Source organism: Microbacterium sp. TNHR37B (genome assembly GCF_001620065.1).
GTDB lineage: Bacteria > Actinomycetota > Actinomycetes > Actinomycetales > Microbacteriaceae > Microbacterium.
In genome coordinates this window covers 371,260-383,779 of sequence record NZ_LQGV01000004.1, presented here as the reverse complement: position 1 = coordinate 383,779, position 12,520 = coordinate 371,260, and the positions used below count along the sequence as shown (strand labels likewise).

The window sequence follows — 12,520 nt, the reverse complement described above, 5'->3', positions numbered from 1 at the left end:
ATGCGTGTGCACGTCGCCGACCACCCTCTCATCACCCACAAGCTGACGGTGCTGCGCGACGCGCGCACGCCCTCGCCCGTCTTCCGCCAGCTCACCGAGGAACTGGTCACCCTCCTCGCCTACGAGGCCACGCGGGCCGTGCGAGTGGAGGACGTCGAGATCACGACGCCCGTGACCACGACGACCGGCGTGCGCATCAGCGAGCCGCGACCGATCGTGGTGCCGATCCTTCGCGCCGGCCTCGGCATGCTCGACGGCATGGTCAAGCTGCTTCCGACCGCGGAGGTCGGATTCCTCGGGATGGCGCGCAACGAGGAGACGTTCGAGCCGACGACCTACGCCGAGCGCCTGCCCACAGACCTCAGCGATCGTCAGTGCTTCGTGCTCGACCCGATGCTGGCCACCGGCGGCTCGCTCGGGGCCGCCATCGACTTCCTCTTCGCCCGCGGCGCGCAGGATGTCACCGCCATCTGCATCCTCGGCGCCCCCGAGGGCGTCGCCGCGATCGAGGCGCAGGTGGGCGATCGCGATGTGACCCTGGTGCTCGGCGCACTCGACGAGCGCCTCAACGAGAAGGGTTACATCGTGCCGGGACTCGGCGACGCGGGCGACCGCCTCTACGGCACGGTCTAGTCGCCGCCAGAGCGGCGCCCGTTCTCCTGCTCCCAGAACTCCAGCTGCTGGGTGAGTGCCTTGGCGAGCTCGAACACCTGCTCCGGGGGGATGCGCACCCGCTGCACCACCTGACCGGGAACGACGGTGACGGTGTTGCCGTCGGCATCGGTCCCTTCGTGCGGAGGCCGCACGAGGGAGACGAAGTCCATGACGAACACGTCGGGGGTGTGCCACACGTTGGCGAAATCGGCGTAACTGCCGGCAACGGCCTTGGGTGGCATGTCGATCTCGAAGTGGCGGGGTGCCTCATCGCTCATGAGCTCTCCTCGGTCGGTGCTGCGAGTCTACGGGGCGCCGGCAGCCGTCAGGCCGCCCCCACGAGACGGGCGAACGCACTCAATCGCGCGACGCCCTCCGGCGTGCGCGGGAGATCGTCGAGCACACCGGTGCCGTAGACCACGTACGCGGTGTGCATCGCACGGGAGACGGCCACGTTGATCCGGTTCTGCAGCAGGAGGAACTCGAGGCCCCGCGGCGCGTCCCGTCCCGACGAGGCGGCGAGGGACACGATCGCCACGGCCGCCTCCTGCCCCTGGAACCGGTCGACCGTGCCGACCGGCACGCGGTCGAATCCGGCGGCGGCCAGCGCTTCCTCCACGAGCACCTGCTGCGCGTTGTAGGGGGTGACCACGATCAGATCGTCCTGCGCGAGCGGGCGCGGGTCCGCATCGACACCGGACGTCCACGCTCTTCCCACGAGGTCGGCGACCAGGGCGACGACGGCTGCGGCCTCTTCCTCCGACTGCGTCGCATTGCCGCGGTGGGTGAGCGCGACGGCGACGACCCCTGCCGGCACGCCCTCCAGGCGTCGCGCCGTCGTGTCGGGGAACGCTTCGAGGCGCCCTTCGTACGACAGATGCGAGACGGGAGCGGCCACCTCCGGGCGCATCCGTCGCGTCTGAGCGAGGAAGAAGCCACGATCGGACGGGATCACGGCGGCGCCTTCCATGATCCAGCCGAGCGCCGAGGTGTCCACCGGCTCGGGATGCGTGCCCTGGCTCACCTGCGGCAACTGCTGCGGATCGCCCAGCAGCAGAAGACGCTGCGCGGCCGCCGAGACGGCGATCGTGGAGGCGAGGGAGAACTGACCGGCCTCGTCGATGACGAGGAGGTCGAGAGATCGTCGCGCGACGCGCCCGGGGTGACTGAGGTCCCACGCCGTGCCGCCGATGACGAACCCGCCCTCCTGCTCGGCGATGAAGGCGGCCATCCCGTTCTTGGGGATCACGGTGAAGGACACCTCGTCGTCCGACGCCGAGGACTTGCGCGCCTTGGCGACGCGCTCCCGGGGAACGCCCGCCTCGATGACGCGGTCCAGCATGTTCTCCACCACCGCGTGGGACTGCGCCACCACCCCGACGCGGAATCCGTGGTCGCGGACGAGGGCGGCCACGACGTGCGATCCGACATAAGTCTTGCCCGTTCCCGGGGGCCCCTGCACCGCGAGGTAGCTGCGGTCGAGGTCGAGGATGCTCGCCGTGATGTCGGCGATGTCTCCCCCGCCCCGGGTGAGCGCTCCCCCGTGCGTCCTCGGCGCGCGACGCACGAGGAGATCGGTCGCGGGATCGGCCGGCATCGCACCGGCGGCGGAGAGAACGGAATCAGCGGAGAGAACGGAATCAGCCCATTCATCGATCGCCGTCTGCTGACTGCCGGCCTGCGGCGGAGCGGCGGGGGTGAGAGCGAGGGGGAGCTCCTGCCAGGTGAACCCCTGGATCGAGGTCTCCTCGATCACGGCGCCGTCATCGAGGACGTCGACGACGCGCACGGTACGTGCCGCGTGGATCCACCGGGCGTTCGTGTCGATGGGGAACGGGGCGGGCAGTTCGTAGGCGGCGAAGGGCGTGCCGTCGACCGTCAGGCGCGTGCCGGGGGCGAGCTCCCCTCGTACCTCGACGATACGGCGCTGGACGCGCCCCCCTTCCGGTAGGTGCCAATCGGTGATCACACGGCACCTCTCCCGATCGATCACCACCACGTCCCGCGTCTCCTCCCAGAGCGAGACCGGTTCGCGGAGGCGGAGGAAATGCGTGGCCCAGAAGGTCTTCGCTTCGCGCGGGTAGTAGTCGATCGCCGCCGAGCCCAGACGGAGCGCCTCGGCCACCGCCACCTCTCCCGCACCGGCGGCCGCCTCGGCCCGACGAGAGAGGGCGTCGGCACGCGGCGAGGGTTCGTAGACGAACTCGCGCGCCTCGGCATCGACCGAGGGCCGCAGTCCCGCCTCGCGGGCGCGGTCGACGAGCCAGTCCCGCAGCCGCAGCGTGGAGACGCAGTCATACCGGTTGTAGTCGGCCAGGTCGTCGAGGATCTCCCGCGCGGCGGCATCGTCTCCGGCCTCGGCGAGCGTCCGCGCTTCGACGTACCGGACGATCGAGTCGTCGCCGCGCTGCACGTCGCTCGTGCGAACCTCCGCCCCCATGTACAGGGGCTCGAGCTTCTTGATCGAGTACGAGCGCGAGCCGACGCGCAGGGCTCGTCGCACGATGGGATAGAGGTCGACGAACACCCCTTCCCGCAGCAATGTGTCGACGGCGGCCTCGCCCACCCCGTGTCGCGCCGCCATCGCCAGAAGATGCGTGGGCTCGTAGGGGGCGTAGTGGTAGATGTGCATCCCCGGATGCGCGCGGCGCCGCAGCGCCACGATGTCGAGGAACTGCTCCAGCGCGCGACGCTCCTCGGCGAAGCTGTGGGCCCACAGGGCGGAGTACTGCAGCGTCGTGTCGACCCAGCCGAAGAGATAGTCGATGCCCCACTGCGCCCCCGTGTCGCCACCCTCTGTGTAGAGCGGGTCGCCCTCGAAGTCGAAGAACAGGTCGCCGTGGTCGGGCCGCGGGAGCGCGCCGAGGGCGCGCGGGAGGACGACCTCGTAGGTCGGCACCGCGGGCGGCGATGCGACCGCGGCGGACTCGGCCGGGCTGTTCGCCGGATGAAGCGGCGCGACACCCCCGGCGGGGCTCGCCAGTTGCAGGCGCGCTTGGGTACGCAGATGGGAGAAGGTGTCCCACGCCATGCGGGGCGGAGCCTCGCGTGCGGCGGCCAACGCGTCGACGGTGTCGATCCCCTGCGCGCGCAGGCGGTCTCGCTGCACCGGGCGCATTCCCGCCACGAGAAGGAGGTCACGGTGCGCGATCACCTCCTGGTCGCAGGTCGCGCACCGCCCGCACGCGACCACGCGCAGCTCCCCCCGGTCGTCTCCCCACGCGAGCGGGGTTCCGGCGGCGCCGAGACCGACCTGCCGATCGGCGATCAGCGCCCGCAGCCGTTCCCGACGCAAGGAGAACACCGGCATCAGATCGCGCACCTCGTGCTCCGAGACGGAGCCGTCGCCGAGCAACAGTTCCACGCGGTCGGATCGGGGAACACCCAGTCGGTCGAGCTGATCGACGTATGCCGCCAGCTGCATGAGCGCGGTGACCCGCGCGTGACGAGCGAGCTTGGTGTCCTGCACCTGCCACCGGCGTTCACCGTCGCGCACCAGGAAGTCGGCGAAGCCGACGAACTCATCGGTCGAGAACGCGGCCTGATAGACCACCTCGACCGAGGGGTCCGCGAGCGCGGCCACGGTGGCAGTGACCGCCTCCGTGAGCGCGACGGCGTCGGAGGAGCGCGTCTCGGCGATCTCGACCACGGCACCCGGGTGGGAGTCTCGATACCGCTCGAGCACCCGGCGCTCGTGCACCGTTCCGAGCCGCCCCGCCCGCTCGCGCGTCGCATCGACGGGATCATCGACCGCGGCAATCCGCCCGAGTTTGGCGTCGATCGCGCGCAGCCACGCGAACTCGCATTCGGCGGCGGCCGTCAGGTCGCTCGCGCTCCAGACGATCCGGCCCTCGTCTTCGATGTATCGCATGTCACCCTTCCGCCCACGACCCTAGCTGCGCGCACCGACATCGGCGGTTCGCCTCCGCCGACCCCGGTGACCTCCGCCGCCGCGGGTGACAGACTGGAGCGGTGATCGAGACCCTCCCCTTCGACAGCGTCTACCGTCACGGGTACGCGCGCATCGCCGCCTGCACGATCCCGGTGTCGATCGCCGACCCTGCCGCCAATGCGGAGGCGGTCCTCGCGTCGGCCCGCGAGTGCCACGCGGACGGGACGGCGATCGCACTCTTTCCCGAGCTGTGCCTCACCGGCTACGCGATCGAAGACCTGTTCCTGCAGGACGCGGTCCTGGATGCCGTGGTCGAGGCGATTCAGGCGATCGTCGCCGCCTCCGCCGACCTCCGCCCGGTGCTCGTGGTCGGCGCGCCGCTCCGACATGGAAACCGGCTCGCCAACTGCGCCGTCGTGATCCACCGCGGCGCCGTGCTGGGCGTCGTGCCCAAGTCCTACCTGCCCACCTACCGAGAGTTCTACGAGCACCGCTGGTTCGCCCCGGCGGAGGACGGATACGAGCCCCTCGACCTCGCCGGCACGGAGGTCATGTTCGGACCGAACCTCCTCTTCCAGGTGAAGGACGTCCCGGGTCTCGTCTTCCACGTGGAGATCTGCGAGGACCTGTGGGTGCCGGTCCCTCCGTCGTCGACGGCGGCCCTGGCCGGAGCCACCGTCCTGCTGAACCTGTCGGGCAGCCCCATCACGATCGCCCGCGCGGAGGACCGCCGCACGCTCGTCCAATCCCAGTCATTGCGGTGCCTCGCGGCCTACGCCTACGCCGCCGCCGGCCAGGGCGAGTCGACCAACGACGTCTCGTGGGACGGCCAGACGATGATCTACGAGGGGGGCACCCTCCTCGCCGAGACCGAACGGTTCCCCGATGGCCCCCGGCGCAGCGTCGCCGACGTCGACCTCGACCGGCTTCGGCAGGATCGCATGAGGCAGGGCACGTTCGACGAGAATGCGCGATCGGTCGCATCCGACATGGTGCCGATCGAGCTGTGGCTGGAGCCTCCGGTGGAGGACATCGGGTTCCGCCGGCCGCTCGACCGTTTCCCCTTCGTCCCGGACGATCCCGCCCGGCTCGACCTGGACTGCTACGAGGCCTTCAACATCCAGGTGTCGGGGCTCGAGCAGCGCATGCGCGCGATCGGATCCCCCAAGCCCGTGATCGGGGTCTCGGGCGGGCTCGACTCGACCCACGCCCTCCTCGTCGTGGCGCGCGCGATGGACCGGATGGGGCGGCCGCGCAGCGACATCCTCGCCTACACGATGCCCGGATTCGCCACGAGCGACCACACCAAGTCGAATGCGATCGCCCTCGCGGAGGCGCTCGGCGCCTCGGTGCAGACCATCGACATCCGTCCGATGGCGACGGAGATCCTCACCGGCATCGGGCATCCGTTCGCCGGCGGCGAGCCGGTGTACGACGTGACCTTCGAGAACGTGCAAGCCGGCGCCCGCACCGACTTCCTGTTCCGGCTCGCCAATCAGAACGGCGGCTTCGTGGTGGGCACCTCCGACCTGTCGGAGCTGGCCCTGGGCTGGGCGACCTACGGCGTGGGCGACCACATGAGCCACTACGCCGTCAACGCGGGCGTGCCGAAGACGCTGATCCAGCACCTCATCCGGTGGGTGATCGCGCACCGCGAGGGTGTCTCGGAAGAGGCCGTGCGCGTGCTGGAGTCGGTGCTGGCCACCGAGATCAGCCCCGAGCTCGTCCCTGCCGGCGAAGACGGGAAGGTCCAGTCGACCGAGGACACCATCGGCCCCTACGCCCTCCACGACTTCGCCCTGTTCCACGTCCTCCGGTACGGACTCCGCCCGTCGAAGATCGCCTTCCTGGCGCAGCACGCCTGGGCCGATCCCGACGCCGGGGCCTGGCCCCCCGGTTTCCCGGAGGACGAGCGGTACGGCTATGACCTCCCCACCGTCGTGCGGTGGCTCCGCGTCTTCCTCACGAGGTACTTCGGCTTCGCGCAGTTCAAGCGCTCGGCGATCCCCAACGGGCCCAAGGTGTCGCCGGCGGGCTCATTGTCGCCCCGGGGCGACTGGCGCGCCCCCTCCGACGGCAACGCACGCGCATGGATCGACGAACTGCGCGCGGCGCTTCCCGATCTCGTCGACTGACCGGGGTCAGTCCGCGGGCAGCAGCCCGTACGCGAGCGTGATGACCCAGCCGTCGCGCGACGCGTCGACGAGCGAGTACTTCATGTTGCGGTCGGGGATCCAGCCCTTGTGACGCCCGGCGTCCAGCCGCACCTGTTCGGGTGCGACACGGACGCCGCGGCCGTCGGCCTCCAGCACGGCTTGGGTGCGCACCCAGTGCTGGAGGAGGTCGGGGAGGTTGCCGCTGTCGAGCACGCGAGAATGCCGGCGCATCAGCGCGATGTCCGCCGGCTCCGGGGTCATGTCGCGGATGTCGATCCCGACCGGAAGCGCGGGGTCGCAGATCGCCACGACCGTGGCGGCCCGGTAGCTCGCCGTCACGATGGCGATGGGGAGCTCCTGGCCGTCGCGAGAGGCGATGAGGCGGGTATGGTAGCCGAACCCACGCGGCGCCTCCCGCTCGATCCGGATGTCGCTCGCGTCGCAGCCGAGTCGCGCCGCGATGAGCTCCTTCGCAATGATGCGTCGGCGGTCGTGCACCGTCGTGGCCGGATCCCACCCCAATCGAGCCGTGATGCCTGCGGGAGTATCCAGGGGGACCGTCTTGAGCGTCATGTCTCTCCTTCGCCGTCGCCGACATCCCATCATGGCCCACCGGCGGCCCGCCGGGACCCCCTCCCGGACGTGACTAATCACCCGATACCCTTGAGAACCGTTGCCATGACGGACCTGAACAGCAAGGAGTGCCATGTCCACCCCTCACGAGCCCGACGACGCCGCGCGTCGCGATGTGAACGAACCGGCCGCAGAGCCGCCGGTCGCCGACAGCAGCGCGTCGGAGAGCTCCGCCGCCCCTGCCGGCGACGCGCCGACCGAGGCGTACCCGCCGGCGGCCCCGGCCAGTGACGCTCCGACGCAGGCATACCCGCCGGCGCCTCCGACCGCCCCCGGTTACGGGCAGACCCCCGCGGGCTACGGGCAGGCACCTGCGGGTTACGGACAGGCTCCCGCGGGGTACGGACAGGCACCCGCGGGTTACGGGCAGGCACCCGCCGGCTACGGACAGGCACCCGCCGGCTACGCGCAGCCGGGATACGCTCCCGCGCCCGCCGGCCCCGACACGCGCCCCAAGACGCTCGCCTGGTTCTCGATCGGCGCGGTCGCGCTCGGCATCATCCTCGTCCTCGTCGGGTTCGTCCCGGTGCCGTGGGTGGGCCTCATCGCGACGATCGTGGGAGGCCTGGCCCTCGTCGTGGCCTTCATCCTGTCGATCGTCGTCCTCGCCAGCCGCAAGCAGGGCGGGAAGCCGCTGGGCATCGTGTCGCTCGTGGTCTCGCTCATCGGCGGCGCGATCTGGTTCGTCGCCCTCGTGGCCGCAATCGCCTTCAGCGTCATCGGCAGCTCGACCGGGACGACCACATCACCGTCGCCGAGCGTCTCGTCGGCACCCAGCCAGCCCGCGGACGACGACGCCGAGCCCGATGACGACGCGCCGGCAGCCGGCGCCTACGACGAGACGGCCTTCCTCGACGAGGTGCGTCCCGCGATCATGTCGATCTTCCAGGAGATCGACCCGTCGATCACCGACGAGGTCGTCGAGCAGTTCTTCCCGGACTCGACGCTCATCACCACCGGCAAGGCCGTGCTCATGGCCGGTGAGGCCGGACGCCAGCCGATGATCGATGCCATGGTGAGCCAGTCGCAGGGCACCTTCACCGAGGAGTCGGCGGAGGAGTTCGTCGACGCGATCTACACCGCCGCGGAGAAGCACCTCCAGGAGTGACGGCGCCTTCCACGCCGCACGACGAACGCCCCCGGGATCTCCCGGGGGCGTTCGTCGTGGGGGCGTCTGTCGCGGGCCTCAGTTCGAGGGGGCCGAGGCCACCGACACCGGGCTCGCCGGCGAGACGGGCGAGGCCGGCGTCGCCGGGGAGGCGGGGGTGACCGGCGAGGCGGGCGTGACCGGCGACGGCGGCGTGACCGGCGACGGAGACGTCGTGGGCGACGGAGCGGTCTGCGGTGTCGGGGCGGTCTGCGGCGTCACGGCGCTGCGCGGGGTGGGAGCGGTCTGCACCGTGGGCGCGGTCTGCGGCGTGACGGCGCTGCGCGGCGTGGGGGCCGAGACGACGGTGACCGAGGTGTCGGTCACGCTGAGGGTGACCGACGGGCTCTCCAGCAGGGAGCCGTTCTTGCCGGTCAGCGCGCCGCCGGGAACCACGGCTCCGTCGGTCGTGCGCAGGTCCATCTGCGCGGCCATGGCGCTGGCACCGCCCGCGACGAGGCCGAGTCCGACGGCTCCGGTCACACCGTATGCGATCCACTTCTTCTTCATGGTCCTACCTCCTGGTCGTTGTCGAGATCTTCTGCGGCGTTCCCGGCTCACCGGTCACGTCCGCATGTCCTCTACTCTGACGACCGCCGCTAAGCCTCCTCGAAGCCGGTGATGAGAGGGCTCTTACGTTCCTGGACGGCGCGCGCCGCGTAGTCGAGGAGGGTCTCCCCGCGCCGCTCGTCCCCGCCGGAGGCCGCCCCCACGGCATGACCCAGAAGCTGCACGGCTGTCAGCGCACGGGCACTGGGCGAGCCACCCCACGCCCGGTCGGCGGCGGCGGCGAGCGCCCAGACCCGCGCGCTGGAGGTTCCGCCCGTGGCTTCGGTCAGCAGCGCGCTCGCGATGGCGTGCGCGAGGAAGGCCGCCGCGTCGTCATCGGCACTTCCCTGGCCCGCCGTGTCGACATCGATGAGCCCGGACACCTCCCCCTCGCGCAGGAAGAGCTGACCGAGATGCAGGTCGCCGTGGATCGTCACGCGATCGGACGACTCGGGGATCGCCGAGACGGCGGCGACGATGCCGTCGATCTGGTCGCGACGCGCGGGATGGAGGGCATGCAGTCGCGCGGAGTACCACGGGAGGCGTTCGCGCAACGACGTGCGCGCGGGTCCTTCCAGGGGCGCGTGGGCCAAGCGTGCCCGCAACGCTCCGACGGCGGCGACGAGCTCGCCCGGCTCCCACGCGGTCTCGGTGGCCGGCTCCCCCTCGGCGTCGTCGAGGACCAGGAGACCGCCGCGAGACCAGCCCCGGACCGCCGGCACGGGAAGCCCGTGCGCGTGCAGAACGCGGTGCGCCTCGACGATGCGCTCGATCCGGCGCGGACGGACGACTTTGACCCACACGACGCCCTCGTCGGTCGTCACCCGCAGTACGGCGCGACGACCGGGGCGATAGCCGACGAGGCCCGGCATCTGTGCCCCCGGGATGCCCAGGCGAGACAGAAGAATGGAAGCGGCGTCGCCGAATGCGGCCGGAGCCAAGGCCGGCAGGTGCGGATCTGCGGGATGGACCCACACCCGTCCGACGCCTTCCTGGACGAGGCCCGTCTCGGCGGCGACGCGCAGGCCCGACGAGTCGACGTAGGCAACGGTCCCCTCAGCGAGGACGAAGCCGGCGACCGTGCCGTCGCCGAGCGGTTCGCGCGACAGCGGCGTCAACGTCTCCCGCGGCACGTCCAGCGCCTCGGCGACCAGTTCCGCTTCGTCGTCTCGCCCCGCCGCATCGCGCGGGCGGGTCACCGATGGCGCATCCACCTCTCGATTCCAGCATGGGCGGGGCAAGAACGGGATGAGACATCTCTTAGGAGAGCGCGCCGCCCCCTCTCGGATCGGAATACTGAGAGGGTGACCACGACTGCCCCGCCCGCGCGTCCGCGCCGCGCCGCGCTGTCGGTGCGGACCCGTATCGTCGCGGTCATCACGGCGGTCGCCTTCCTCGGCATGGCCGTCGTCGGGCTGACGGTGTACCTCGTGGAGCGCACCGTGTCGCTCGAAGCGATCGAGGGCCGCCTGCAGGACAACCTGGAGTCGGCGCGCATCATCGTGGCCGGAGGGCCCGACGGCCCCGAGGGCACGACGACCTGGACCACCGCCGAAGAGGCGCTCCGCGCCGTCGTGCAGCGCATGAGCCCCGACGACAACACCGGGGCGATCGGGATCATCGACGGCAAGGCCCGGTTCCGCTCCGGGGTGGGGCTGGACATCGACCTCACCGCGAAGCCCGGCTTCGTCCCGTACGTGGTTTCCCAGGTCACCGGCAACGACCCCCGCATCGGCACGTACGCCGAGGAGGGCGTGGTGTGGCGGTATCTCGCCGCTCCCATCGCGATCTCCGGCGGCGACCCGAACCAGAAGGTCATCTTCGCCATGGCCTACGACGTCCGTGCCGAGCTCGACGAGATCAACGGGACGGCGCAGGCGTACGTCGTCGCGTCGGTCATCGCGCTCGTCGTGATCGCCCTCGTCGCCTCCCTCGTCTCGGGGCGTCTGCTGCGCCCCCTCCGCCAGATGCGGGAGACGGCCGAGCGCGTGACGGGTCAGGCGCTCACCGAACGCCTTCCCGTCCAGGGCACCGATGACGTCTCCGAGCTCGCCGCCACCATGAACGACATGCTCGACCGCCTCGACAACGCGCTCGACTCGCAACGCCAGCTCCTGAGCGATGTCGGCCACGAACTGAAGACGCCCATCACGATCGTCCGCGGCAACCTCGAGGTCATGGACCCCGCCGACCCCGACGACGTGCGAGAGACCCGCGACCTCGCGATCGACGAGCTGGAGCGGATGGCGATGCTCGTGCAGGATCTGGCGGCCGCCGCAGCCCTCCACGGCCCCCGGCCGATCGCCGCGAGCCGCGTCGACGTCGCCGAGTTGCTGCAGCAGATCGTCCGCAAGGCGGAGGGGATCGACGGGGCGACGGTCTCGGCCGGCGAGTCCGCCGATGTGGTCGCGATCCTCGACCCCGCCCGCATCACCCAGGCCATGCTGCAGCTCGCGCAGAACGGCGTCAGCCACGGCGGGGGACGCATCGAGATCGGCAGCCGCGTGCGCGGCGAGACCCTGGAACTGTGGGTGCGCGACAACGGTCCCGGTGTGCCCGACGCCGACAAGGCGATGGTGTTCGATCGGTTCCACCGCGGCGGCGACGACCGCGGCGGCAGCGGTCTGGGACTGAACATCGTGCAGGTGATCGCGCGGGCCCACGGCGGATCGGTGCGGGTCGAAGACGCCGACGGCGGCGGCGCGATGTTCGTGATCGCGGTGCCGCTGGATGCGGCGACGATGGGCGACGTGCCGCCGCGCCCGCCGCTTCCCGATCTGATGGCCACGACGGAAGGCAGCTGAGATGGCATCGATCCTGATCGCGGAGGACGAGTCCCGCATCTCCGGGTTCATCGACAAGGGGCTGCGGTCGGCGGGCTTTGCCACGACCGTTGCCGCCACGGGCCCCGACGCCCTCCATCTCGCGCAGTCGGACGAGTTCGACCTCATGGTCCTCGACGTCAACCTGCCCGGCATGGACGGCTTCCAGGTGCTGGAGCAACTGCGCGGCGGCGGCTCCCGGATGCCCGTCATCATCCTCACGGCACGCGTGGAGCTGCACGACACCGTCGCGGGGCTCGAGGGCGGCGCCGACGACTATCTCGGCAAGCCGTTCCGCTTCGACGAACTGCTCGCCCGCATCCGGCTGCGCATGCGCAAGGACGACGACACCGGAAGCGTCGCCGCGCTCTCGCACCGCGACCTGACTCTCGACGTGCGCACGCGCGAGGCACGCCTGGACGGACGACGCGTCGAGCTGTCGTCGCGGGAATTCGCCCTCGCGGAGGAGTTCGTCCGCAACGCCGGGCAGGTCCTCAGCCGTGAGCAGCTGCTCAGCCGCGTGTGGGGGTACGACTTCGACCCGGGGTCCAACGTCGCCGACGTGTACGTCGGCTACCTGCGGCAGAAGCTCGGCGCCGAGCGCATCGAGACCGTCCGCGGCGCCGGGTACCGCTGGGTCTGACCGGACCGCGGGGTGTGCGGCCCG

Annotated in this window: 10 protein-coding genes; 5 read left to right on the top strand and 5 right to left on the bottom strand. The window is 71.1% G+C overall.

Annotation, left to right across the window (positions count from 1 at the left end; genetic code table 11):
- The gene (upp, locus tag AVP41_RS16000; protein WP_067167009.1) at positions 1-633 is read left to right on the top strand and encodes a uracil phosphoribosyltransferase; all 633 of its coding nucleotides are present in this window, start codon (positions 1-3) and stop codon (positions 631-633) included.
- On the opposite strand, the gene AVP41_RS15995 is transcribed toward upp, so the two are convergent.
- Positions 630-932 (bottom strand): DUF3467 domain-containing protein, encoded by a 303-nt coding sequence (locus tag AVP41_RS15995; protein ID WP_067167005.1) that lies wholly within the window; start codon positions 930-932, stop codon positions 630-632. The genes upp and AVP41_RS15995 overlap by 4 nt on opposite strands.
- Before the next feature lie 47 nt (positions 933-979).
- A complete protein-coding gene (locus tag AVP41_RS15990; RefSeq protein ID WP_067167001.1) occupies positions 980-4,525 on the bottom strand; it encodes a TM0106 family RecB-like putative nuclease in 3,546 nt (1,181 codons plus the stop codon).
- Positions 4,526-4,626: 101 nt separating this feature from the next.
- Here AVP41_RS15990 and AVP41_RS15985 point away from each other — a divergent pair, with 101 nt between their 5' ends.
- Entirely contained in the window at positions 4,627-6,681 is a 2,055-nt protein-coding gene (locus AVP41_RS15985; protein ID WP_067166998.1) for an NAD(+) synthase, read from the top strand.
- 6 nt (positions 6,682-6,687) lie between these two features.
- Here the strand turns inward: AVP41_RS15985 and AVP41_RS15980 are convergent, their stop codons facing one another.
- Positions 6,688-7,275 (bottom strand): hypothetical protein, encoded by a 588-nt coding sequence (locus AVP41_RS15980; protein WP_067166995.1) that lies wholly within the window; start codon positions 7,273-7,275, stop codon positions 6,688-6,690.
- Between the two features lie 133 nt (positions 7,276-7,408).
- Between AVP41_RS15980 and AVP41_RS16750 the strand changes: the two genes are divergently transcribed.
- Positions 7,409-8,443 carry a hypothetical protein gene (locus AVP41_RS16750; RefSeq protein ID WP_067166991.1) on the top strand — a complete coding sequence of 345 codons (1,035 nt, stop codon included), beginning with the start codon at positions 7,409-7,411 and terminating at the stop codon, positions 8,441-8,443.
- A 78-nt stretch (positions 8,444-8,521) separates the two neighbouring features.
- Here the strand turns inward: AVP41_RS16750 and AVP41_RS16745 are convergent, their stop codons facing one another.
- Positions 8,522-8,992 (bottom strand): hypothetical protein, encoded by a 471-nt coding sequence (locus tag AVP41_RS16745; RefSeq protein ID WP_067166988.1) that lies wholly within the window; start codon positions 8,990-8,992, stop codon positions 8,522-8,524.
- 89 nt (positions 8,993-9,081) lie between these two features.
- Positions 9,082-10,230, bottom strand: a complete 1,149-nt coding sequence (locus tag AVP41_RS16865; protein WP_197464374.1) for a phosphotransferase enzyme family protein — start codon at positions 10,228-10,230, stop codon at positions 9,082-9,084.
- Positions 10,231-10,335: 105 nt separating this feature from the next.
- Here AVP41_RS16865 and AVP41_RS16860 point away from each other — a divergent pair, with 105 nt between their 5' ends.
- Both AVP41_RS16860 and AVP41_RS15955 read left to right on the top strand, forming a co-directional pair.
- Entirely contained in the window at positions 10,336-11,835 is a 1,500-nt protein-coding gene (locus AVP41_RS16860; protein ID WP_067166981.1) for a sensor histidine kinase, read from the top strand.
- 1 nt (position 11,836) lies between these two features.
- A complete protein-coding gene (locus AVP41_RS15955; RefSeq protein WP_067166978.1) occupies positions 11,837-12,496 on the top strand; it encodes a response regulator transcription factor in 660 nt (219 codons plus the stop codon).
- Positions 12,497-12,520: the final 24 nt, after the last annotated feature.